A 24,984-nucleotide genomic window follows, 5' to 3' on the forward strand; every position below is an offset into this window, starting at 1 on the left:
GTATGACAGTTATCGCTAGCGTTAAAACCTGCCTTGCCAGTGTAAGGGGCGCTCAAGCAAGTTTAAGCTCTCTTTCACTAAATTCACAGGATGAAGAATCAAAACGTATATTTCACGAATGTATGTTAGAAATGGACAGCATCATCGCTGATTTACAGAATAGAGTTTCAGTATTAGAACGTGAAGAACCTCAATATAAAGGGTTTTAAGTAGACTGGAGGAAATGACTATGTCTCACCTGCCGGAATGGACACTTGTCATTCTGCGCTCTGTATTCATATTAATTATTTTATTCGCTATTACGAAATGGTTAGGGAAAAGACAAATCTCTCAGCTATCCTTTTTTGAATACATTGCCGGAATGACAATCGGTGACATCGCTGCCCAAGTATCTACAGGGCTCGATTCGAAATTTTTCCACGGCGTCTTTGCGATACTCATTTTCGCTGCGGTACCTTTTTTCACAGGAATCCTCTCTTTAAAGAACAAAACAGCTCGGGACTTCTTTGAAGGGAAATCTACCGTATTAATAAAAGACGGAAAGATACTCGAAGATAACTTGAAGAAAGAAAAATATACGAGTGACGAATTACTGGAACTTCTCCGTGGAAAAAGTGCGTTCAGCGTAGCTGAAGTCGAATTTGCTGTCTTAGAACCGAGCGGAGAATTAAATGTATTATTAAAGAAAGATTCTCAGCCACTTACTGCAAAAGACATCGGTTTAAAAGTGCCAAATGAAAAAGAACCACAAACTGTTATTATGGATGGAAATGTACTAGATGAACCTCTTTCAGCAAGCGGACATAACCGCGCTTGGCTACATTCAGAATTAGAAAAACTCGGCGTTGTTATTGAAAATGTCTTTCTCGGTCAAGTGGATTCATACGGACAACTTACTATCGACATTTACAATGACAAACTCCAAATGCCTTCTCCTCAAAACAAACCTTTATTATTAGCATCTTTAAAAAAATGTCATGCTGATCTTGAACTATTTTCCCTAGAAACAAAGTCGAAGTCAGCAAGCGAAATGTATAGTAAAAACGCGAAACAAATTGAAAAGATTTTAAATAAAGTAACCTATCTTTTAAAAGACTAATTATCGAAAGAACGCTTCAGTTAAACGGCGTTCTTTTCTTTTTTCTCCAGTTTTCATAACGTTTAAATTTATGTAATTCGGTTATGATGTTGAAGATACATAAGCAGGGAATTTCGAAAACATAGCGAATATTTCATGGTACAACTACATATTTTTTTGATTTAAAGTGGTTTCGTTTGACCTTTATTGACCATAATTGTATTATAAGACTAAGAAAGCTTTATAAGGAGGAAATAACAGATGAATTTAATTCCTACAGTAATTGAACAAACAAATCGTGGAGAACGCGCTTACGATATTTACTCTCGACTATTAAAAGACCGCATCATTATGCTTGGTAGTGCAATTGATGACAACGTAGCTAACTCAATCGTTTCCCAGCTTTTATTCTTGGAATCTCAAGATCCAGAAAAAGATATTCACATCTACATCAACAGCCCTGGTGGTTCTATCACAGCAGGTATGGCAATCTATGATACAATGCAGTTTATTAAACCACAAGTATCAACAATCTGTATCGGTATGGCTGCATCTATGGGTGCATTCTTACTTGCAGCAGGTGAAAAAGGAAAACGTTATGCACTTCCAAACAGTGAAGTAATGATTCACCAACCACTTGGTGGAGCACAAGGTCAAGCGACTGAAATCGAAATCGCTGCAAAACGTATCCTATTCTTACGTGAAAAACTAAACCAAATTCTTGCTGACCGCACTGGTCAACCACTTGAAGTACTACAACGCGACACAGACCGCGACAACTTCATGACAGCGGAAAAAGCTTTAGAATACGGTTTAATCGATAAGATCTTTACAAATCGTTAATACTTAAAAGCGAAAGCGGCTCGTTTAGAATCGCAGGGCGATGGAGCCCCTGATTCCGAGGCGCTTTTTGCCTCGAATGAAGGGGCGAAACAACCGGAGATTCTAAACGCTAGAGCTAGATATAACTAAAAGCGGAAGCGCCCTATAATTGGGCGCTTCTTTTATATATTGTTCCCCGCTCACATACCCCATCCAGTATCCCTCTAAATATATCAACGATTTTTCAATTATATCGAACAAAACTCAAATTATATCAACGATTTTTTTAATATATCAACGGTTCGACACAACATATCGATTTATCGACAATCTCCGACAAGGACAAACCAGCTAAATACCCCTCCCCGCTAATCCGCACAAACAACAAAACAAAAAAACTATCGCATATACGCGATAGCTCTTTATTGTACATATGCAGCTAATGCTTCTAAAGCCTCTTGTGCATCTGAACCTTCTGTTGTAATTGTTATCATGCTTCCAGTTCCAATCGCTAAGCTCATAATCCCCATTATGCTCTTTGCATTTACTGTCTTTCCATCTTTCTCAATAAAGATATCTGCATGAAAGCGATTTGCCTCTTGTACAAACAACGCAGCCGGACGTGCTTGTAAACCGTTTTTTAATGAAACCTGAACTCGTTTTTGAACCACAGCTCCATTTCCCCTTTAACCTCTTATTTTTTTGCTACCGTTTCCCCCGCGCGTAATTTCTCTGCAATTTCATCGATTTTACGCAAACGATGATTAATACCCGATTTACTAATTTTCCCCCCGGATACCATCTCACCTAACTCTTTCAATGTTACATCTTGATAATCTCTTCGTAGTTGCGCAATCTCTTGTAGTTTATCTGGCAATATATCAAGACCAACCGTCTCATCAATATAGCGGATATTTTCAATCTGCCTTAGCGCTGCACCAATTGTTTTATTTAAATTAGCTGTTTCGCAGTTCACTAAACGATTTACGGAATTACGCATATCACGTACGATTCGAATATCTTCAAACCTTAAAAGTGCATTATGAGCACCAATAATATTTAAAAATTCCGTAATTTTCTCCGCTTCTTTCAAATACGTAATGTACCCTTTTCTTCTTTCCAACGTCTTACTATTTAAATCAAATCCGTTCATCAGTTCACATATAGCATCATTATGTTCCTTATATAACGAAAAGATCTCTAAATGATAAGATGATGTTTCTGGGTTATTTACTGAACCACCTGCTAAAAATGCACCGCGTAAATACGATCGTTTACAACACTTCTTCTCAATCAATTCTTGTGATATATTTCGAATAAATGAAAAGTCATCTCGAACGATATGAAGATCGGCTAATATTTCGCGAGACTTTTCAACAAGCCTTACGATATATACATTATTTTTCTTCAATCGCATTTTTTTACGAACAAGTAATTCTACCGTCACATCATATCCTTTTTTCAAAAGCGTATAAATCCTTCTTGCAATTGCCGCATTTTCTGTTTGAATATCGATAGATAGACGACGGTTTGAAAAAGAAAGCGATCCGTTCATTCGAAGTAACGCCGATAATTCTGCTTTCTCACAGCATTCTTTCACTTCAAGATTCGTCAACTCTTTCTTTGTTTCTGATGCAAATGACACAGTCAACACCTCCTTATACGATTATTATGGAACAAAATTCTTGTCCTATATGAATGAGGAGCGCCACCTCAAACGAGGCAACGCACATTTATAACAATGAATATAAAATCGAAGCTAACTTTAACGTATCATGCCTTACAACACGATCATCATACTTCGCTAATCCCTCTTGAATAACATCAATATTATTTTCAGCAAAACGTTCTTCATCCACTACAACTGGTGTAGACATTTCTTCCTCATATAACTTACGTAATTCACAAGGAATCTCACGGTTATTTACAATTGCAGTATTAATAAATGGTTGCCCTAAATGATCGTGTAACGCCTGCACATGATCAAAAGCAGTATATCCCATCGTTTCACCCGCTTGTGTCATAACGTTACATACATATACCTTCTTCGCCTTTGCAGCAAGAACAGCGTCCCCAATTTTGTTAACAACTAAGTTGGGTAATATACTCGTATACAAACTTCCTGGCCCAAAAACAAGTAAATCAGCTCGTTTAATCTCAGCCAACGTTTCATGCAATGGCTCTACATCTTCTGGAGTTAAAAAGACACGATTAATCTTCTTTCCGTAATAGGGAATCTTTGATTCACCTGTGACAATTTCCCCATCTTCAAGTTCCGCATGAAGTACCGCACTTTGATTCGCTGCTGGTAATACACGTCCTCTGACATTTAATACTTTACTTGTTTCCGTAATTGCATGGAAAAAGTCTCCTGTAATCGAGGTCATACCTGCCAACAATAGATTTCCTAACGCATGACCTTTCAGTCCGTCTCCTGTTGTGAAACGGTGCTGAAATAAAGCTTCCACCAGTGGCTCTACATCCGATAACGCAACCAGTACGTTACGGATGTCACCTGGAGGTGGAATTTCTAGCTCATCACGTAATCTACCCGAACTGCCACCATCATCAGCGATTGTAACAACTGCTGTAATATCAACAGGATATTGCTTTAATCCTCTTAATAAAACAGAAAGTCCAGTCCCGCCTCCCATAATGACAATTTTAGGCTTTCTCTCTTTTTTCATCCCTTAATGGCCCTTTCTCTTCTCCACATCACGATGAGATACATGAACACTATACTCTGGTTTCAAATGTTTCCCAAGGTATTCTGTAAGCGTAACAGAACGATGCTGTCCACCTGTACATCCAATTGCAATTACAAGTTGACTTTTGCCTTCTCTTTTATAATGAGGCAGCATGAAAGTAATCAGATCCGTCAACTTCTCTAAAAACTTATGTGTCTCATTAAATTTCAGTACATAGGAAGAAACTTCTTCATCTAGTCCTGTTAATGGCTTCATATGTGGAATGTAATATGGATTTGGTAAAAAACGAACATCAAATACTAAATCTGCATCAATTGGAATACCGTACTTAAATCCAAATGACATAACATTTACACGAAATGCTTGCTCAGTTTCTGTTGAGAACAAGTGAACAATTTTTTCACGTAATTCTTTCGGTTTTAAATCCGATGTATCAAGCACAATATTTGCTCGTGCCTTCATATCTGTTAATAAATTGCGCTCTGCTTCGATTCCCTTTAACGGCAAACCAGTTGGTGCAAGTGGATGCGAACGTCTCGTTTCTTTATAACGAGTTACAAGCGTACTATCTTTCGCATCTAAAAATAAAATATGAGGAATAATCCATGTACGTTCTGATAAATCATCAAGTGCTCCCCATAAATGCTCGAAAAACTCGCGGCCACGTAAATCAATACCAAGTGCCACTTTATTCATTTTCCCTTTTGAATCCGCCATAAGCTCAATAAACTTTGGCAATAACATCGGTGGTAAATTATCTACACAAAAATATCCTAAATCTTCAAAACTTTGTAAAGCTACTGTTTTTCCAGCTCCAGACATCCCTGTAATAATTACCATTTTTATATCATTATTCTCTGTCATCGTATCCTCTCCTTGACGGTTTAACTCGGATCTAATCGATATGAAAGCAACTCAAAATCTGGGGTATATACAAATGTACCGTAGATTATGCCATTTCCTTTAATTAAATAATCAATAATGTGATAATCTCCTGGCGCCATTGCTAAATCATCAATTTTATCAAATGTATGCCAACCAATGATGCCTTCTTCGCTCTCTAGTTTGTTTTCTCCTGCAAAATCTGTCGCTAAAAAGGAGAACATCATCCATTCAGAAACAACTTTATCACCTTCTTGGATGACAAAGGTGAAGACCCCCTTTAACGCTGGGTTTTTCAAATAAATACCTGTTTCTTCACGATATTCGCGAACAACGGAATCTCTTACAGTCTCACCACGCTCCATTTTCCCGCCTGGTGCAACCCACCAATTTCGGCGAGGTTTTTGGAGTAAGAGTACTTCATTATCTCTAATTAACACACAGTTTGTCACTCTTTGCATGTTTCTTCACCTCAGCTACTTGCAGTAAAATTTCTCACTGCATACTTCTTTCATTATACTATCAAAAACAGTTTGCTACAACGAAGGAGCCAGTCCTCTTTCGCTAAGCATATGCTACTCAACAATTTTAAAAAAGCTTTCCATAACAAGCAATGTAAATGCTTAGACTTTTAATGAATAGCATGAAAAATCCCCTTAACGATTTTTATCGCCAAGGGGATTAAAGCCCTTATTTCTTACCGAAATAAGTAACAATCGCAAATCCTAAAATAAAGGTAATAATTGAACTTATAATTGAAAATCCGCCGGTTGGAATACCAGGGAACACAATTACAATCGAACCGATAACTAGTCCAATAATTGCCGCAAATGTCATACTTTTATAACGATCTAATAAAAAACTAATGCCTTTACTACTTACAACAAATCCAACCATAACACCAGCACCGATAACCACGATTAAAGGTAAGTTAAGTGTAGTTAAAGCGTTAATTGCTGTTGGATACACACCAATAATTAATAAAATAAACGATCCACTAATCCCAGGAAGTAGCATAGCCATACTAGCCATCCATCCTGCGAAAAATAAACCAATTGCATTTAAAATTGTTAACGTCGTAATTGGATCTGCTGCCTTATCTGGTTTAAAGAAAGCTGTGATCGCAACAAGAATTGCTGCAACTATTAATAAAACAATGTGCTTACCTTTAAACGACGACTTTGCATCAGCTTCTCTCATTAACATCGGTAATATACTAATAATTAAACCGAGGAAGAAAAATTGAGTCGGTTCATAATGATTTGCAAGTAAATATTTAATAACATGACTTAACGTTAAAAACGCTGCTGCCACACCAGCTGCAAGTGGAATTAAAAACCCTAAATGTTTTTTCCATTCACGACTAAAGAATCCACTAATTGCCGCAAGCAATTGTTCATAAATCCCTAACACAACAGCGATTGTACCGCCGCTCACACCAGGAATTAAATCACTAACGCCCATACAAAATCCACGATATATATTACGCCATTCCATACTGAATAAATTCCTCATTTCTTATAGTGATTTTTTCCGTAAAGTCCAGTATATCAATAAGAAAGCTTATAATCCTTATATTTTTTGACAATACTTTGACATTTTCACACAAAAAAAGAAGAAAGCTCCTGTCGGTAGCTTTCTTCTCACAAGGTATATTATCCCTTATTTTTCTGATACAGTTTTTAATTCCTCTAATAATTCTTCTACGTAATGTTGTGCACTTTGTGCTGCAATACTACCGTCACCTGTTGCAGTTACAATTTGACGAAGCATTTTTTCACGAACATCACCAGCTGCGAAAATACCAGGAATTTTCGTTTCCATACGTTCGTTCGTTTCAAGGTAACCATTTTCATTTGTAATACCTAGTTCAACAAATGGTTTTGATAATGGTAACATACCGATGTATACGAATACGCCGTCAGTCTTGACTTCTTTCTCTTCTCCACTGTTTACGTCTACAAGTGTTACACTTCCTACTTTACCACTTGCTTCGTTGATTTCTTTTATAGTGTGGTTCCAAATGAAATCTACTTTTTCGTTTTGGAAAGCACGGTCTTGTAAAATTTTCTGTGCACGAAGCGTGTCACGACGGTGAACGATCGTTACTTTTGATGCGAAGCGTGTTAAGAACACACCCTCTTCAACAGCAGAATCTCCGCCGCCAATTACGATAAGTTCTTTTCCTTTAAAGAATGCCCCATCACATACTGCACAATATGATACACCTCGGCCGCCAAGTTCTGTTTCACCCGGTACACCAATTTTTTTATACTCTGCACCGCTTGCAACGATAATTGCACGTGCTTTATATTCTTTTTTACCAGCAATAATTGTTTTGTATTCTTTACCATCGATGACTTCTTTCACATCACCGTATGCATATTCAGCACCAAATTTCTTCGCATGCTCGAACATTTTATTTGATAAGTCTGGTCCTAAAATAGACTCATAACCTGGGTAGTTTTCTACATCTTCCGTGTTTGCCATTTGGCCACCTGGAATACCACGCTCAAGCATTAATGTGCTTAAATTTGCACGAGATGTATATACTGCAGCTGTCATACCAGCTGGTCCTGCACCAATAATAACGACATCATAAATTTTTTCTTCTGACACACTATTCACTCCTATCCATTCCTACACAATTAAGTTACCCTCATTATACTGTTAGCATCATTTTTTTCCCAATGATTTGCTTATCTTATGTGTGCATACGCTTAACAGCTTGCACATACTTTCGGACAGTCGCTACAGATACATTATATACATCTCCAAGCTCCGACTGTGTCATTTTATTTCCTTGTTCGCCGCGTACAATGTATTCAATCGCAGCTGACCAGCCGTACACATTTGTAAATATGTCTCCAGATGTATATAAACGTATGAACGTACAAAACCAAAAGTGTAAACACTCTTCAATTAATTCATCATCTTTTTTCGTATAATTGTATAAGGCATCCGCGATTCTCGCGCACTGCTCAAATTGTTGTAAATCAGCTGGAATACTCTTATGACTATTAAGTAAAAAGAAGTACTTTGCAAGTTGCGATACGATGGGAACACCGTTCTTCGCTTGCGTTATATCAAAGAAGAATCCAACCTTCTCCGGCGTTGACAATTCATTCATTAAATATAAAGCTAGCATTTGTTCTTCTAGCGTCGCACTTTGCTGAAATGATTTTCGTAATTCTTCAAATAACACGTTTTGTCCTTCATCTGCTAAATTCAGCGCATTCCACGGTTCTTTTCCCTTTTTATCAGGATGCAAGTCCACGACATGTTGCCACATTTTTTCAGCTAGTTGCTGATCTTTCACCATATACGCAGAATATGCAAACCAATAATAAAAACTAACGTCTCCTTCGTACCCTTGACGCTTTAATAGTTTGAACCATTTATATGCATGCTCGAAATAACCAATTGTTGCAAGTGTAGTTCCCAGTTTCAAACGATGTTCAAATGAAATCGGATATACCGAAACTAGCTGTCCCGCTAACGCTTCTACTTGTTTATGCTCTCCAATTGAATATAGAAAAATAAGCGTATTACAAAGCGCATGTATATTACCAGGATTTTTCTCTAAAATCATTTCTGTTAACTTCAGTGCTTTGTCTACATTACCCGATTGAAAATGTGCAATGGCTAAATTATTATGACCTGACCAAAATTCCGGATAATCTTTCGTAACAATTTCTAATGTAGCAATTGCTTCTTCCAATTGTCCATTACGAATATAACGATTCGCTTCTTCCTGCATAACAATTAAATCATCTTCATCTTCAATCTCTTCCGCACCCATTGCTTCTTCTTCCATAATCTCAAGAAGTTCTAATGTATCTTCTACGAATTCCTTCTCTTTTGCAACTTCTAAATAACGATCCGCATATTTCTTCGCCTGTTGAAATAACCCCATATATGCATAATTATTTGCAATAAAATAATAGCACTGTTCAAGTTCTGGATTAGATCTAACTAACTTTAAGAAGATTTGGTTCGACTCTTGATATTCACCAGCCTCAGATAATACTGTTGCTAATTGACATAAAATAAACGGCTCCTTCTCACTTTGTGCCGCTCTTCGAAAATATTTAATTGCATCTTGCAACTTTTGCCCTTTGTAAGCTCTCATCCCTTTTTTATAAAAGAAGTCCGCTAATTGATTAAAAGAGATAACTTGTCCGTTCTCCTTATATATCCTTTGATTTTTCCCCATATATCCTCCAGTTTTTTGTTTTCTTCGCTCACACATTCTTCTATCTATAAGTATAAACGATTCCGTAAAAAACAAAACAGTATATTATACTCAATTATTTCCTTTTTATTCATAAAAAAAGAGGAGAAATGTTACATTTTCACCATGAACCTTCTCTTGCGGTCATTTGCTCTTTCGTATAAATAATACGCATTGGATTTCCACCTACGAAAGCACCGCTCGGTACATCTCTATGAACAAGTGTGCCAGCTGAGACAGTCGCACCGTCTCCAATTTTCACACCTGGTAATATTGTTACATTCGCTCCAATCATCACTTCATTTCCAATGACGATTTCCCCAAGTCGATATTCACGAATTAAATATTCATGCGCTAAAAGCGTTGTGTTATAGCCAATAATCGAATTCTCTCCCACAGTTATCTTTTCCGGGAACATAATATCCGGCATTACCATAAGCGCAAATGATGTTTTCTTTCCTACTTTCATCCGTAAAAAAGTGCGGTACAACCAATTCTTCACAGATAAAACTGGCGTGTAACGCGCAATTTGGATAATAATAAAGTTTTTCATTACCTTCCAAAAAGACACTGTTTTATACACATTCCATAATGAATTTTCTCCTGAAACAGGATAGCGCGTTGTCCGTCGCACTTAGCTCGCTCCTCTACTAACTTACTTGGACCTTTATGAACGGTTCATATTAGACAAAATCGGTAGCAAATCGCTCATTTTATCTAGCATAAAGTCCGGCTTGTAAGCCTCTAAATACGCTCTACCTTTCAGCGTCCATGAAACCGCAGCTGTTTTCGTCCCCGCATTTTGACCACCGACAATATCATGATGATTATCTCCAACCATCAATGCCTCTTCTGGTTCTGCATCTAATAATTCAAGCGCTTTTTGAAGTGGCTCTGGATGTGGTTTCACATGCTCTACATCATCAATTGTCACGACAACATCAAAAAATTCATCAAGCTTTGACAACTGTAATCCCATCTCAACGGTTTGTCTCGCTTTCGTTGTAACAATACCAACTTTATAACCTTGCTTCTTCAACTCTCGAACTGTTTCATATACAGTTTCATATTCTTCTACTAATTCATCATGATGATCATGGTTAAATTCGCGATAACTTGTAATCATCTCTTCAACCTTACTTTCATCAATCTTACTGAAAGTATCATGCAAAGATGGACCGATAAATGGCAACACATCTTCACGCTTATATTGATTTGGATAATACGTATTTAAAGTATGTAAAAAAGAAGAAATAATAAGTTCGTTTGTATTAATTAAAGTTCCATCTAAATCAAATAACACTGTATTTATTCTCATTGCCTTAGTCCTTTCGCCTTCCTGAATATGAAAGAAGCAGCATCTTATAATAAGATGCTACTTTTCTCTAATTTTCCGAATATCTTTTATCAGCTTGCCCCATTTTTCGTCTCACAATAATGAAAATAATAGAAATAACAACAAGTCCAATTGACATTACTTGTGCAATACGAAGTGGTCCTAGCATTAAACTATCTGTACGTAAGCCTTCTACGAAGAAGCGTCCTACTGAATACCAAATTAAATATGTGAAGAATAATTCCCCGCGGCGTAAATTCACTTTTCTTAATGCAAGTAGTAAAATTACACCTGCAAAATTCCATAATGATTCATATAAAAACGTCGGATGATAGTACACACCCTCAATATACATTTGATTAATAATGAAATCTGGTAAATGAAGACCTTCTAAAAACTGTCTCGTTACTTCATCACCATGCGCCTCTTGGTTCATAAAGTTTCCCCATCGGCCAATTGCTTGTCCTAATAAAATACTTGGTGCAGCAATATCCGCCAACTTCCAGAATGAAACCCCGCGTCGCTTTGCAAAAAGAATCCCTGTTATAACCGCTCCGATTAAACCACCATGAATCGCCAAGCCACCTTGACGAATATTAATAATTTGACTCGGGTTTTGCACGTAATATTCCCATTCAAAAATAACATAGTACATTCTCGCAAATAGAATAGCGATCGGTACTGCAATTAATACAAGGTCAACAAATGTATCTTTTGGAATACCTAGCCTTTCTCCCTCGCGAGTTGCTAGCCAAAGACCTAATAGCACACCTGTACCGATAATAATCCCGTACCAATAAACAGGAAACGGCCCAAGTTGGACAGCTACGCGGTCAAGCTGCGGTACAGAACCTAACAGCATATGTATGACCTCCCTCTCCAATGTTTACTCCTGATTCCCTAACTCAATCGCACTCATTAATCGTTCTGAGAACTGCTGTGCTGCATTGACTCCCATACGCTTTAAACGGAAGTTCATCGCTGCTACTTCAATAATAACAGCCAAGTTTCGACCAGGACGAACTGGAAGTGTAATCTTCGTAAGTTCTGTATCAATAATTTTCATCTTCTCTTCATCAAGACCTAAGCGATCATAGTTTTTCTTTTGATCCCAAATTTCAAGATTAATAACAAGTGTAATACGCTTATAATTTCGCACTGCCCCTGCACCGAATAACGTCATAACGTTAATGATACCTAGACCACGAATTTCTAATAAATGCTCAATTAAATCTGGTGAGCTTCCTACTAATGTGTCTTCATCTTCTTGGCGAATTTCTACACTGTCATCCGCAACAAGGCGGTGACCACGCTTCACAAGTTCAAGAGCTGTCTCACTTTTACCAACACCACTTTGACCTGTAATTAAAACACCAACACCGTAAATATCTACTAATACACCATGAACAGCAGTTGTTGGTGCTAGCTTACCTTCTAAATAATTAGTTAAACGACTTGATAATCTCGTTGTCGTTTGAGAAGAACGTAATAAAGGCATGCCTGATTCACGTGATGCTTGTAATAACTCATCTGGTACATCTTGATTACGAGTTATAATAATACATGGCGTCTCCTCGGTACAAAGCGCTTTCATTCTCTCTTGTTTTTGCTCTGTTGTTAACGTATCAAAGAACGTAAGCTCCGTTTTTCCAAGAAGCTGCACGCGATCAGCTGGATAATATGTAAAGAATCCTGCCATTTCAATTCCAGGTCGTGATAAATCACTTGTATCAATCGGACGATGAATTCCTTCCTCACCACTTATTAACTCCAATTGAAATTGTTCAATTAAATCTTTTGTCCTTACTTTTGGCATATGTATAAACCTCCACTCCGCTGCGGGTTCAGTCTCGTTTGATGTAAAATTCCATTCTACCGGATATTGTACCATTTTTTTCTGGAAACAAGAAATACGGTTTCTAATAAATAGAAAAAAACATTTCATACGAATAATGAAATGTTTTTCTTTTTGTCATTTTCTCTTTTTTTCATATAGAGGTTCCACAATTGCCTTCTCAATAATCATATTAAAAATTGAAATACAAATTGCCGCAACAATCGCTACACCAAATCCTGATATATTAAAAGCATCTCCTAATAATGAATCTGCTATTTTTAACGTAATCGCATTAATAACAATTAAGAAGAAGCCGAAAGTTACAACAGTAATTGGTAGCGTAATTAAAATTAAAAATGGCTTTACGAACACATTTAAAACCGCCAATATAATACTCGCAATAATTGCAGTTTGTATATTTGCTACGTAAAATGCATCTGGTGCAATCCCTTTTAAAAGCCCCGATACAGCGATTAACACAACGCTATTTACAAGAAGTGATACAATCCATCTCATTTCGTTACACATCCTTTTAAACATATATATTTCATCATACGCTAATAGATAATAAACGCAAGTATGATACAAACACTTATATCAACTTATTCTATCTTTCATGCTTGTATACCTACTAACATACTTACTAGTTTTTCCTCGTAAAATAAAAACCGAGCGTCATTTCCACTCGGTTTTCATCAATAAACTTATTGCGATAACTCTACTTCTTTTATTTTCTCTTTCATTCTTGCTTTATCACGATTTAAAATCTCTTTTAAATACTTACCAGTGTACGAGCGCTCTTCTTTTACTACTTGCTCTGGCGTTCCCGAAGCGACGATTTGTCCACCTTTGTCCCCGCCTTCTGGTCCAAGATCAACAATATAATCAGCTGTTTTAATCACATCTAAATTATGTTCAATTACAAGTACCGTCTCACCACTCTCAACAAGACGTTGCAGCACTTCTAGAAGACGTGCAATATCATGCGCATGCAACCCAGTCGTTGGCTCATCTAAAATATATAACGTACGACCTGTAGAACGACGGTGTAATTCAGAAGCTAATTTCACACGCTGTGCTTCCCCACCAGATAATGTTGTTGCTGGTTGACCTAATTTCATATAACCAAGCCCAACATCTACAAGCGTTTGAAGTTTACGCTTAATTTTAGGAATATTGGCGAAGAATTCTACTCCATCTTCAATTGTCATCCCTAACACTTCAGAAATATTCTTATCTTTATATTTCACTTCTAACGTTTCACGATTATATCGTTTACCGTGACAAACTTCACACGGAACATACACATCTGGTAAGAAATGCATTTCGATTTTAATAATTCCATCACCACGGCACGCTTCACAACGGCCACCTTTTACGTTAAAGCTGAAACGTCCTTTTTGATATCCGCGCACTTTGGCTTCGTTCGTTTGTGCAAACACATCACGAATATCATCGAATACACCTGTGTACGTCGCTGGATTAGAACGTGGTGTACGACCAATTGGCGATTGATCAATATCAATTACTTTATCTAAATGTTCAAGACCTTTAATCTCTTTATGAGTACCTGGCTTCGCTTTCGCTTTATATAACTTTTGCGCTAACGATTTATATAGTACTTCATTAATCATCGTACTTTTACCTGATCCAGATACACCTGTTACCGCTACAAACGTACCGAGTGGGAATGACATTTTTGCATTCTTTAAGTTATTCTCTTTTGCGCCGACAATCTCCACTTTACGTCCGTCACCTTTACGTCTTTCAAGTGGAACTGGAATAAACTCTTTACCGCTTAAATATTTTCCTGTTAACGAATTATCATCTTGCATCACTTCAGCTGGTGTCCCTGCCGATACAACTTGTCCACCGTGAATACCTGCACCTGGTCCGATATCAAGTAAATAATCAGCAGCCATCATCGTATCTTCATCATGCTCAACAACGATTAATGTATTACCTAAATCGCGCATTTCTTGCAATGTACGAATAAGACGATCGTTATCGCGCTGGTGTAAACCAATTGAAGGCTCATCAAGAATATAAAGTACGCCAGTTAGACGAGAACCAATTTGCGTCGCTAAGCGAATACGCTGCGCCTCACCACCTGATAACGTACCAGCCGCACGACTTAGCGTTAAATAATCTAAACCAACGTTCACTAAGAATCCAACGCGCTCCTGAATTTCTCTTAAAATTAAATGAGCTATTTTTTGTTGCTTCTCCGTTAGCTCTACATTCGAGAAAAATTCTTGTACTTCTTGAACTGAATACTTCGTTACGTCAGCAATCGTTTTATCACCAACAAAAACAGCTAAGCTTTCAGGCTTTAAGCGGCCGCCTTTACACTTCGGACAAGCTTGTTCTGCCATATACTTTTCCATTTGCTCACGAATGTAATCAGAACTCGTTTCACGATAACGACGTTCAATGTTTGGAATAACACCTTCAAATAAAATCTCATTTTCCTTTACTTGACCGAATTCATTTACATAGCGGAAATAAACCTTCTCTTCCCCGCTTCCGTACAACACTTTATCAAATAAATCTTTCGGTATATCTTTCACAGGCATATCCATATCAACGCCGTAGTGATTACATACAGATTGTAAAAGTTGTGGATAGTATTGTGAACTTGTCGGTTCCCAAGGTGCAATCGCATGTTCATTTAATGATAAATCCCAGTTCGGGATAACAAGCTCTAAATCTACCTCTAGCTTTGAACCAAGTCCATCACAAGAAGGACATGCTCCAAACGGACTGTTGAATGAGAACATACGCGGCTCTAATTCTCCGATTGAAAAACCACAATGCGGACAAGCATGATGTTCACTAAATAGAAGTTCCTCTTCTCCCATTACATCGATTAACACTCGGCCTCCGCCAAGCTTTAATGCACTTTCAAGTGAATCAGCAAGACGGCTTGCGATTCCTTCTTTTACAACAATACGGTCAATTACAACTTCAATAGAATGCTTCTTATTTTTATCTAACGTAATCTCTTCAGACACATCAAGCATTTCACCATCAACACGTACACGAACATATCCTTGCTTCTTAATATCTTCAAGTACTTTCACATGCGCACCTTTACGCCCAGAAACGATAGGAGCTAACACTTGTAATTTCGTACGTTCAGGATATTCAAGAACACGGTCTACCATCTGCTCTACTGTTTGTGATGTAATTTCAATCCCATGATTTGGACAAATTGGCGTACCAATTCGCGCAAATAATAAACGTAAATAATCATAAATCTCCGTTACCGTTCCGACAGTTGAACGTGGATTACGACTCGTCGTTTTTTGATCGATTGAAATCGCTGGTGACAATCCTTCAATCGTATCTACATCCGGCTTATCCATTTGTCCTAAAAACTGGCGCGCATACGCAGATAACGATTCTACGTATCTGCGCTGCCCTTCTGCATAAATCGTATCAAATGCTAATGATGATTTCCCCGAACCAGACAATCCCGTTACAACGACAAGCTGATTTCTCGGAATGGTTACATCAATATTTTTTAAGTTATGTGCTCTAGCACCTTTTACAACGATAAAATCCTTGCTCTTACTCACTCTTTTCACCCTTCCGCTTTTAATTCTAATAGTAAATCTCTTAGTTCAGCTGCACGCTCGAAGTCTAACGCTTTTGCTGCTTCTTTCATCTCTGCTTCCATCTTCGCAATTGTCTTTTCACGCTCTTTTTTCGTCATTTTCTTAGCAGGAGTTGCTTCGTATGTTTCTGTCTCTTCAGCAGTTGTCGTTGCACGGATTACATCACGTACGCCTTTTTGAATCGTTTTCGGCGTAATACCATGCTCTTTATTGTAGGCTTCTTGTATAGTACGACGACGCTGCGTTTCTTCAATTGCAATTCCCATTGATCTTGTTATACGATCTGCGTACATAATAACGCGGCCGTTTTCATTACGCGCGGCACGACCAATTGTTTGAATTAATGAGCGCTCTGAACGTAAGAACCCTTCCTTATCAGCATCTAAAATCGCTACAAGTGATACTTCTGGAATATCTAATCCTTCTCGTAATAAGTTAATACCGACAAGTACATCAAACTTACCAAGGCGAAGGTCACGAATAATTTCAATACGTTCTAACGTTTTAATTTCAGAATGAAGATAGTTCACTTTAATTCCTACATCTTTTAAGTAGTCCGTTAAATCCTCTGACATTTTCTTCGTTAAAGTCGTAATTAATACACGTTCATTTTTTGCAATACGATCTTGAATCTCTCCTAATAAATCGTCAATTTGCCCTTCAATAGGTCGTATATCGATTGGTGGATCTAAAAGCCCTGTTGGACGAATAATTTGTTCTATTACTTCTGGTGACTGCTCTAACTCGTACGGTCCTGGCGTCGCCGAAACGTAAATAACTTGATTTGTTTTCTCCTCAAACTCATCAAACATGAGCGGTCTATTATCTAAAGCTGACGGCAGACGGAATCCATGATCCACAAGCACTTGCTTACGTGCTTGGTCCCCGTTATACATCGCTCTTACTTGTGGCACTGATACGTGCGACTCATCCATAACAATTAAGAAATCTTCCGGGAAATAGTCCAATAACGTATACGGTGTTGCACCCGCTGGACGAAGTGTTAAATGACGGGAATAGTTTTCAATCCCTGAACAAAAGCCCATCTCGCGCATCATTTCTAAATCATAACGTGTACGTTGCTCTATACGCTGTGCTTCTAGCAACTTACCGTTATCATTTAACTCCTTTAAACGCTCTTCTAATTCTTTTTCGATATTTTCAATAGCGACCTTCATTTTCTCTTCACGTGTAACGAAGTGAGATGCTGGGAAGATTGCTACATGATCACGTTCTGCTAATACTTCACCTGTTAACGCATTTACTTCACGAATACGATCAATTTCATCGCCGAAAAATTCAATTCGAATACAATGCTCATCAAGTGATGCCGGGAAGATTTCAACTACATCTCCGCGCACACGGAATGTACCACGCTTGAAATCAATATCATTACGTCCATACTGTACATCAACAAGTTCACGAAGCAATTGATTGCGGTCCTTCTCCATACCAACTCGAAGTGATACAACTAACTCGCGATATTCTTCAGGAGAACCTAAACCATATATACACGATACACTCGCAACGATAATTACATCGTCCCGTTCAAATAATGCAGACGTTGCCGAGTGACGCAATTTATCAATTTCATCATTAATCTGCGCGTCCTTTTCAATAAACGTATCTGTTTGTGGTACATACGCTTCCGGCTGATAATAATCGTAATAACTAACAAAATACTCAACTGCATTATTCGGGAAAAAGTCTTTCAACTCACTATATAACTGTCCTGCTAACGTTTTATTGTGAGCCATAACAAGTGTTGGCTTTTGCACTTCTTTAATGACATTTGAAATCGTAAATGTCTTACCCGTTCCTGTCGCTCCAAGCAACACTTGCTTTTTCTTTCCACTATTAATTCCCTCTACAAGCTTCTCTATAGCTACCGGCTGATCACCTTGCGGGGAATACGCTGATATAATTTCAAATTGATGTTCCAAGTAAAATCCGACCTCCTCATAAAAATCTGTATTATTATTTTACCACGAATGCCTATAAAAAACCTAAAAAAACGAACAGATATTCGGTAAAGTTTTCGACAATATACACATAGAAAAAGGAAGGAGTAAATACTTCCTTCCTCTAATAATTCTATTTTTTAGGTACATATACTAAGTCATATCCATTGCGCCCAGCTTCATTCATACAATCTATTAACCGATAAGTACTTTCTGATTCGCGCTGCTCTTTAACAATACTTTTACAACTATCTTTATGTAACCCTTTATCCTTCCCAGCAAATTTGTCTTTTCTATTATCTGAAACATAAAATATATCGTTCCCACTATACTCTAACGTTTGAAAAATCGGGTCCCCTTCAAGGGTATACTGTACAATTCTTATTTTATCAACTTCCCTTTGTTCGACATTCAAAACGAAATTTTCAAATTTATCTAGATTGGAAATCCTGGTTCCCTTTACAATGACATCGTTCTTCTTATCAATTGTAGTGTTAGATGATGAGCATGCTACTAAACTAAAGAGAAATAGACATATAAAGCTGGTTCTTTTTTCTATTGTCATCCTCTCCTATAAAAATTATTTGTATACCAGAAAAGCTACTTTCAACTATGAAAGTAGCTTTTCTTTTCCTTTCTCCTTCTTCGGAAAAACCACATATGAAAATGAAATCGCTGTATCAACTAAAAATATAATTGCCCACACTTGGCTCACGCGACTTGCAGCTTTATTTAAAACGATTCCCGATTCTAACCAATTACCCCATTGTTCAAATGGAATAAATCCATACGCGAAGAAAAAGAATATGTGCACACCAACGAATAAAACAAGATGTAATACCCAATTTTTTATTTCCTGCTTTGCATAGGCCATACCTGTTAATTCTACCTGTTCTTCAATAATAGGCGCCGGTTCATTACGCCATTTCGCAACTAGCTTTTGCGCAAATATATCAAGCTTCTTCAAATCCTTTTTCCCGTAGAAAACCGCATACAGTAAAATAATTACAGTAATGATTTGAAAATTAGAGAACTTTCCTGTTTGATAATAGTCCACTGCCCCTAATGTTAAAATAAACACTTCATTTACGAGGAGTACAATCCCCATAATAAAGCTCGCCTTCTTCAAACGGAATCCGTAACGGAGTAAAAAGAAACCGATAGCCGATAACCAAAATACGATCTCTGCTCCAATTAAAAAATACCAACGATATTCTGCGAGTATGCTCATTTATCCTTCTCCCTTTCATCATAAATACGAAAAGCTTCATCCATATATAATAAAAACTCTTCTTCAATTGGATACATGCTCATTTTCTGTGAATCTTCCTTTGATTTTCTAACTTCCCATAACTTATCTAAAAACACTTCGTCACCATTAGCCATTTCTAAACACTTCTGCATTAATCTCTTCATTGCCCTTTGTACTTCATCACTAGTGGCTTCTTTACCCTCTTTCATAAAAATACGTAATTGCTTTAATAAATCTACCCATTCTAAAACATTCGGATCTTCCTCACTCATATTCGGCAAATTATGAAGCAACTTTTGTTCTTCCTTTGAAAATACTTCATTTTGAAATATTTCACGTATACGAGGAGACTGTTTTGAAAGCTGAATAAGTTCAAACATAACTTTCCAATCAAGTTCTCCCTCTACATCTACCGAATAAACAACCGCTTGTAAAACACGCTCCATTCGATTAAATTTCTTTTGTTCTTCCTGTACAAATCGAAGTTGGTTTTCAAGTGATTTTTTCAAATCCAGCTCACCTTTTACTAACATATTCGCAACTTCTTTTAATGAAAATCCCATTTCTTTTAAAAATAAAATTTGTTGCAAACGAATAACGTCAGCTTCACTATATAACCGATGCCCACCCTCTGTTTTTCCGCTCGGCTTTAATAAATCTATTTGATCATAATAACGTAGTGTACGTACTGTAACCCCTGTTTCTCTCGTCAATTCTTGTATTGAAATCACTACCATCACCTCTTCCCCCTCATTATAGAAGATGACGTTACGTAACTTTCAAGTGTTTTGTAAAAAAATACAAAAAGCTGTTATACAAAGTGTATAAACAGCTTTTATGGAAATAACCCCTTTTGTATGGCGCGCCCACAAAATAAAATAAGTGCTCCAACAACAACACTCGTTGCCGTTTTATGATAATGGGCTAATACTAATAAATAATACGATAAACCTACAGTACCAATCATAATACAAATACTTGGCACTGGATTACGAGAAAAGTTTTGCATTCCCCAAAGAAGCGCAAATATAGCTGTAGCGACACATAACACCGGTAATTCCATCCCAGTTCCCCTTTTTCTATCTATTATTCTTTGTTGCTAACACGCTCGTTGATGCGATACTTATTAATACACCAAAAATAGCAATATATAATAGCTCAGTTACATGTACTGCTTGCCTATCTAAATACTTATTTACACAAAGATACATAATAAACAAGAAAACGAAGCTTGTAATACAAATCGTAAAATATGACTTCATCTTGTTCACAACCCGCTCATCAATCGATGGTACTCCCTCTTCTTTCAAACGCTTCTGCTCTTTATATTCCGAAATTCCATATAAAATGACTAGCGCTACATTCGATATAAAAATAGTTCCCCACGAAATACTTAAAATCATTAAACTCGTATTTAAAAGAATTCCTGCTACAAGCAAACTCCCTACGAATCTCATGACCTCTCTCTTACTCATACATGATCAGCCTCTTTTCGATTTCTATATTTCCACTTCGGCCAATAGTTCACAAGAAAATACACCCACTGCCCTAGTACAAATAAAACAAACGGCATACCAGCATTTCCATCAACAATTAAATTATATAAACTCCATATCGCTAAACTAATCGTAAAAAATAACCCTACATATTTAAACGCTTTATCTGACTGAAATCTCTCAAACTCATCCTGCATTTTTTATTCCCCCTATCGCTATGCTCGTTTTCCTACCATTTCTCTCCCCTTACTCCAGCGTAAAGATTTCCTCCACCTTCACTCCAAAATACTTGGCGATTTTTAAGGATAACTCTAGACTCGGATTGTAATGATGATTTTCAATCGCCACTATCGTCTGCCGCGTCACCTGCATCGCCTTTGCCATTTCAACTTGTGTTATATGATTTTGCTTTCTTAACTCTTTTATTTTATTTTTCACACCCATAGGATCCACCTTCAAAAGTAAAGATATCTTTACTTAAATTATAAATATTTTCCAGTTATAAGTAAAGATATCTTTACAAATTTTAGAAAAACGTTTCATTGAACATCTACCCTAACAAAGTACAAGAGTAATTCAATTTATATCAGCGATTTTTTAAATATATCAGCGCACCTTAAAATATATCGACTTACCGACAAATATCGAAATCAGTAGCACCATAAGCATAAGAAAGAAGCTGCCCCAAAATATCTTTTGGAACAGCTTCTTCGTCCTACTTACATAAATCCTAATCCCCATACAAGAACGTATCCAAGAACCGATAAGCAAACCGAGCCAATCAGCCCTGCCACAAATGCTTTACTTCCTAATTTACGGAAAGTTTTAAACTCTACATTTAAACCGAGCCCTGCCATCGCCATTGCGATTAGCATATAAGCAATGACAACAATGTATCCCGCAACAACTTCTGGAATAATCCCAAGCGAATGCACTGCACTCATTGCTAAAAACCCGAAGATGAACCACGGAATTGGAAGGTCGCGCCATGATCTTTTTTCCTCGCTACCTTCACTCTTACCAAACCATAATCCGATTAAAATCGCTACTGGTACAAGCATTGCAACGCGCGTTAGTTTCACGATAACTGCGATATCTACAGCCGTGCTTCCTCCTGGCGCCGCAGCCGCAATTACGTGAGCAATTTCATGCAGTGTCGCCCCTGAGAACACTCCATATCCGTATGGAGATAGGCCAAGCACTGGATATAATAACGTATAAATAAGCGTAAATATTGTACCTAAAATTGCAATGATCGCCGCTCCAACTGCTGTTTCGTCATCTTTTGCTTTCACTTGCGGTGCAATTGCCACGACCGCGGCCGCGCCGCAAATTGCCGTACCGCATGCTGTTAAAATCCCAAGTTTCTTTTCTACTTTAAATACTTTCGTTAGTCCGTATACAACAAAAATAGTAAATGTAATAACAACCGCCGCGATGACCAATACTTTCGGCCCCGCCTTCGCAATATCAACAAGATTTAATCGCATTCCAAGTAAGATGATCCCAAAGCGCAGTAACTTCTTACTCGCAAAGTTCGTTCCTGCAATCGCATCATGAGGAACTCCAATTGCAGCGCGCCAAACCATCCCAATTAGAATAGCAATTACTAATTGTCCCATAATATTTAAAAATGGAAGCTCTGCTAAATATTTCGCGGCAATTGCGATTAATAATGTAATCCCAATTCCTTGCGAAAATCCAAAGCCCTTCTTCTTTTGTATAACAAGTGTTTGTTCCACCTTGTACCACCCCAACAATCGTATTGGAACATGCATGTTCTTTCTACTTACATTATAAGAGAGTTTCTATAATAAGTTTAATACCAATACCAAATCTCTATCATCAGAAATACTTATGATAAGATGATAGAAAAGAAAGGAGCCCATTATATGAACGTAGACATTTTAAAAATTTTTGTTACTGTCGTTGAACAGAAACACTTCTCTCGTGCAGCGGAATTATTAAATCTTTCACAGCCTGGCGTAAGTATGCATATACGCAACTTAGAAAACGAATTTGGAACTACACTCATTCAGCGATCTCCGAAACATGTCCAAGTCACGGAAGCTGGAAATATATTATATATACATGCAAAGCAAATGCTCTCTCTTTACGAAGATGCTAAGCAAGAAATTAATGAACTACATAACGTTGTAACAGGAACACTTCGCATCGGTGCTAGTTTTACAATTGGCGAATACTTACTTCCAAAAATACTCGCTAACTATGCGAATGAAAATCCACGCGTCGAAGTGCATACCTTTATCTCAAATACAGAAGAAGTTTTGCAAAGTCTTCGCTCTAATCAAATTGATATCGGCTTAGTGGAAGGGCAAGTCGTATACGCTGATGTTAACGTTGAAACATTTATGCAAGATGAAATGAAGCTCGTCGTTCCGCCAAATCATCCATTGCTCCGCACAAAGGAAATAAATGAAAGCACACTCCAAGACCAAGTATGGGTATTAAGAGAAAGTGGTTCTGGTACACGTGCTTATAGCGATCGATTTATTCATCAACACCATTTAAAAATGAAGCGATTCTTTACATTTAGCAGTATTCAAAGTGTGAAGGAAGCCGTCGCCGCCGGTCTTGGCATCGCTATACTTTCTGATTGGACTGTACGGAAAGAGCTACTAGCAAAAGAACTATTCCACATCGAGGTTCCAAATGAACAACTAATCCGTCCGTTCTCCATCGTGCGCGGCAAATATTTCATTCCCTCTAAAGCCATTCAAGTGTTCTTAAATCATGTAAATTCTTTTGCGAAAAAACAGCATTGACCTTCACATTAGTGTGAAGGTTTACAATACATGTAAAAGGAGTGAAACACATTGCGAATTGGAGAATTATCAAAAGAAACTGGCGTTAGTGAAAGATCACTAAGACATTACGAAGAAAAGGGATTACTCCCTTCTAAGCGCCTCGCAAATGGCTACCGTGATTTTGATGAAAGTGCCATCGGAAAAGTGGAGCTTATTCAAATGTACTTACAAATTGGCTTAAATTTAGAAGAGACGGCAAGGATGCTGCGCTGCCTTGAAATTGAACCGCACCTGTACGACAATCCGTGCAGCAGTATCCTTACGCTTTACGAAGATAAACTCAATGAAGTAACAAAGCAAATCACATTACTTTCCAACATCCAAACGAATTTGCAAAAACACGTTTCACTCCTAAAACAAGCAAAAGAAAAGGGATGATTACATGTTTGTTATACATGGCAGTTCAAGACAAAACGGAAATACGGAAGCTTTAACACATATGATGATTGATGGAATTGAAACAGAACAAATTTATTTACGTGATCACACAGTCTATCCTATTACAGATAAGCGTCATGATGCAGAAGGATTCCAACCTGTAAATGATGACTACGAGCAGTTAACGAAACGCATGTTAGAGCACGACACAATTATCTTTGCTACACCATTATATTGGTACGGAATGAGTGGACATATGAAAAACTTTGTTGATCGCTGGTCACAAAGCTTGCGCGATACATCTCTTCATTTCAAAGAGAAAATGAAAGATAAAAAGATGTATGTTGTCATCGTTGGCGGGGATAATCCAAAGCTAAAAGCATTACCGCTTATTGCTCAATTCCAATATATCTTTGATTTTGTTGGTTCTTCATTTGAAGGTTATGTTATTGGAGATGCGAATGGGTTAGATGAAATTCAAAATGATGCTGAGGCGATAGCTAAGGCACAAGTTTATAATAACGAATTCAAAAATCACAAGCTGAAATAAGT

Annotated in this window: 29 protein-coding genes; 6 read left to right on the plus strand and 23 right to left on the minus strand. The window is 37.5% G+C overall.

Features of this window, described 5'->3' with window-relative positions:
* Positions 1-2: 2 nt before the first annotated feature.
* The 3 genes from MHH27_RS26560 (at position 3) to clpP (ending at position 1,921) form a co-directional block, all read left to right on the plus strand.
* On the plus strand, positions 3-209 hold the full coding sequence (locus MHH27_RS26560; RefSeq protein WP_000215906.1) for a DUF1657 domain-containing protein: 207 nt from the start codon (positions 3-5) through the stop codon (positions 207-209).
* A 20-nt stretch (positions 210-229) separates the two neighbouring features.
* Positions 230-1,099: a DUF421 domain-containing protein gene (locus tag MHH27_RS26565; protein ID WP_053563375.1), complete on the plus strand. Its 870-nt coding sequence runs from the start codon at positions 230-232 to the stop codon at positions 1,097-1,099.
* Between the two features lie 240 nt (positions 1,100-1,339).
* Positions 1,340-1,921, plus strand: coding sequence for an ATP-dependent Clp endopeptidase proteolytic subunit ClpP (gene clpP, locus MHH27_RS26570; RefSeq protein WP_001049162.1), 582 nt, complete (start codon positions 1,340-1,342; stop codon positions 1,919-1,921).
* Between the two features lie 401 nt (positions 1,922-2,322).
* Here the strand turns inward: clpP and MHH27_RS26575 are convergent, their stop codons facing one another.
* From MHH27_RS26575 to MHH27_RS26685, 23 genes are all read right to left on the minus strand, one after another.
* Positions 2,323-2,571: an HPr family phosphocarrier protein gene (locus MHH27_RS26575; RefSeq protein ID WP_075717077.1), complete on the minus strand. Its 249-nt coding sequence runs from the start codon at positions 2,569-2,571 to the stop codon at positions 2,323-2,325.
* 23 nt (positions 2,572-2,594) lie between these two features.
* Positions 2,595-3,545: a DNA-binding protein WhiA gene (gene whiA, locus MHH27_RS26580; RefSeq protein WP_000006566.1), complete on the minus strand. Its 951-nt coding sequence runs from the start codon at positions 3,543-3,545 to the stop codon at positions 2,595-2,597.
* Between the two features lie 88 nt (positions 3,546-3,633).
* Positions 3,634-4,587 (minus strand): gluconeogenesis factor YvcK family protein, encoded by a 954-nt coding sequence (locus MHH27_RS26585; protein ID WP_000712187.1) that lies wholly within the window; start codon positions 4,585-4,587, stop codon positions 3,634-3,636.
* A 3-nt stretch (positions 4,588-4,590) separates the two neighbouring features.
* The gene (rapZ, locus tag MHH27_RS26590; RefSeq protein WP_000138459.1) at positions 4,591-5,472 is read right to left on the minus strand and encodes an RNase adapter RapZ; all 882 of its coding nucleotides are present in this window, start codon (positions 5,470-5,472) and stop codon (positions 4,591-4,593) included.
* 20 nt (positions 5,473-5,492) lie between these two features.
* On the minus strand, positions 5,493-5,951 hold the full coding sequence (locus tag MHH27_RS26595) for an NUDIX hydrolase (RefSeq protein ID WP_001190080.1): 459 nt from the start codon (positions 5,949-5,951) through the stop codon (positions 5,493-5,495).
* A 229-nt stretch (positions 5,952-6,180) separates the two neighbouring features.
* Positions 6,181-6,987: a DUF368 domain-containing protein gene (locus MHH27_RS26600; protein ID WP_000455196.1), complete on the minus strand. Its 807-nt coding sequence runs from the start codon at positions 6,985-6,987 to the stop codon at positions 6,181-6,183.
* Between the two features lie 165 nt (positions 6,988-7,152).
* Complete coding sequence (gene trxB, locus MHH27_RS26605) at positions 7,153-8,109, minus strand: thioredoxin-disulfide reductase (RefSeq protein WP_001288078.1); 957 nt, start codon at positions 8,107-8,109, stop codon at positions 7,153-7,155.
* Positions 8,110-8,194: 85 nt separating this feature from the next.
* Positions 8,195-9,706 carry a tetratricopeptide repeat protein gene (locus tag MHH27_RS26610; protein ID WP_340944616.1) on the minus strand — a complete coding sequence of 504 codons (1,512 nt, stop codon included), beginning with the start codon at positions 9,704-9,706 and terminating at the stop codon, positions 8,195-8,197.
* 139 nt (positions 9,707-9,845) lie between these two features.
* On the minus strand, positions 9,846-10,358 hold the full coding sequence (locus MHH27_RS26615; RefSeq protein ID WP_075717075.1) for an acyltransferase: 513 nt from the start codon (positions 10,356-10,358) through the stop codon (positions 9,846-9,848).
* Between the two features lie 33 nt (positions 10,359-10,391).
* A complete protein-coding gene (ppaX, locus tag MHH27_RS26620) occupies positions 10,392-11,042 on the minus strand; it encodes a pyrophosphatase PpaX (protein WP_340944618.1) in 651 nt (216 codons plus the stop codon).
* A gap of 67 nt (positions 11,043-11,109) precedes the next feature.
* Positions 11,110-11,922, minus strand: a complete 813-nt coding sequence (lgt, locus tag MHH27_RS26625; protein WP_098566810.1) for a prolipoprotein diacylglyceryl transferase — start codon at positions 11,920-11,922, stop codon at positions 11,110-11,112.
* Positions 11,923-11,946: 24 nt separating this feature from the next.
* Positions 11,947-12,876 carry an HPr(Ser) kinase/phosphatase gene (gene hprK, locus MHH27_RS26630; RefSeq protein ID WP_001127251.1) on the minus strand — a complete coding sequence of 310 codons (930 nt, stop codon included), beginning with the start codon at positions 12,874-12,876 and terminating at the stop codon, positions 11,947-11,949.
* A 156-nt stretch (positions 12,877-13,032) separates the two neighbouring features.
* The gene (locus tag MHH27_RS26635; protein WP_001267308.1) at positions 13,033-13,413 is read right to left on the minus strand and encodes a phage holin family protein; all 381 of its coding nucleotides are present in this window, start codon (positions 13,411-13,413) and stop codon (positions 13,033-13,035) included.
* A gap of 188 nt (positions 13,414-13,601) precedes the next feature.
* A complete protein-coding gene (uvrA, locus tag MHH27_RS26640) occupies positions 13,602-16,478 on the minus strand; it encodes an excinuclease ABC subunit UvrA (RefSeq protein WP_000045587.1) in 2,877 nt (958 codons plus the stop codon).
* A 5-nt stretch (positions 16,479-16,483) separates the two neighbouring features.
* Positions 16,484-18,460 (minus strand): excinuclease ABC subunit B, encoded by a 1,977-nt coding sequence (gene uvrB, locus MHH27_RS26645; RefSeq protein ID WP_000400989.1) that lies wholly within the window; start codon positions 18,458-18,460, stop codon positions 16,484-16,486.
* Positions 18,461-18,611: 151 nt separating this feature from the next.
* Entirely contained in the window at positions 18,612-19,043 is a 432-nt protein-coding gene (locus MHH27_RS26650; protein ID WP_098566811.1) for a DUF4362 domain-containing protein, read from the minus strand.
* Between the two features lie 45 nt (positions 19,044-19,088).
* Positions 19,089-19,709 (minus strand): hypothetical protein, encoded by a 621-nt coding sequence (locus MHH27_RS26655; protein WP_000025200.1) that lies wholly within the window; start codon positions 19,707-19,709, stop codon positions 19,089-19,091.
* On the minus strand, positions 19,706-20,467 hold the full coding sequence (locus tag MHH27_RS26660) for a MerR family transcriptional regulator (protein ID WP_141541731.1): 762 nt from the start codon (positions 20,465-20,467) through the stop codon (positions 19,706-19,708). Before MHH27_RS26660 ends, MHH27_RS26655 begins: the two co-directional genes overlap by 4 nt.
* Positions 20,468-20,565: 98 nt before the next feature.
* Positions 20,566-20,793 (minus strand): hypothetical protein, encoded by a 228-nt coding sequence (locus MHH27_RS26665; RefSeq protein WP_069356499.1) that lies wholly within the window; start codon positions 20,791-20,793, stop codon positions 20,566-20,568.
* 16 nt (positions 20,794-20,809) lie between these two features.
* Positions 20,810-21,205 carry a hypothetical protein gene (locus MHH27_RS26670; protein ID WP_061667785.1) on the minus strand — a complete coding sequence of 132 codons (396 nt, stop codon included), beginning with the start codon at positions 21,203-21,205 and terminating at the stop codon, positions 20,810-20,812.
* A complete protein-coding gene (locus MHH27_RS26675; RefSeq protein WP_001150199.1) occupies positions 21,202-21,423 on the minus strand; it encodes a hypothetical protein in 222 nt (73 codons plus the stop codon). The genes MHH27_RS26670 and MHH27_RS26675 overlap by 4 nt, the downstream gene beginning before the upstream one ends.
* Positions 21,424-21,472: 49 nt before the next feature.
* Positions 21,473-21,670, minus strand: coding sequence for a helix-turn-helix transcriptional regulator (locus MHH27_RS26680; RefSeq protein WP_000538364.1), 198 nt, complete (start codon positions 21,668-21,670; stop codon positions 21,473-21,475).
* A 275-nt stretch (positions 21,671-21,945) separates the two neighbouring features.
* On the minus strand, positions 21,946-22,968 hold the full coding sequence (locus tag MHH27_RS26685; RefSeq protein WP_000438414.1) for a YeiH family protein: 1,023 nt from the start codon (positions 22,966-22,968) through the stop codon (positions 21,946-21,948).
* 150 nt (positions 22,969-23,118) lie between these two features.
* On the opposite strand from MHH27_RS26685, the gene MHH27_RS26690 reads away from it, so the two are divergent.
* The 3 genes from MHH27_RS26690 to MHH27_RS26700 are packed head-to-tail and all read left to right on the plus strand — an operon-like array spanning position 23,119 to position 24,982.
* Positions 23,119-24,012, plus strand: a complete 894-nt coding sequence (locus tag MHH27_RS26690) for a LysR family transcriptional regulator (protein WP_001100006.1) — start codon at positions 23,119-23,121, stop codon at positions 24,010-24,012.
* A gap of 51 nt (positions 24,013-24,063) precedes the next feature.
* The gene (locus MHH27_RS26695; RefSeq protein WP_001219209.1) at positions 24,064-24,432 is read left to right on the plus strand and encodes a MerR family transcriptional regulator; all 369 of its coding nucleotides are present in this window, start codon (positions 24,064-24,066) and stop codon (positions 24,430-24,432) included.
* A 4-nt stretch (positions 24,433-24,436) separates the two neighbouring features.
* Positions 24,437-24,982 (plus strand): flavodoxin family protein, encoded by a 546-nt coding sequence (locus tag MHH27_RS26700; protein WP_053563368.1) that lies wholly within the window; start codon positions 24,437-24,439, stop codon positions 24,980-24,982.
* Positions 24,983-24,984: the final 2 nt, after the last annotated feature.

It is taken from the genome of Bacillus sp. FSL L8-0152 (assembly GCF_038006365.1).
GTDB lineage: Bacteria > Bacillota > Bacilli > Bacillales > Bacillaceae_G > Bacillus_A > Bacillus_A cereus.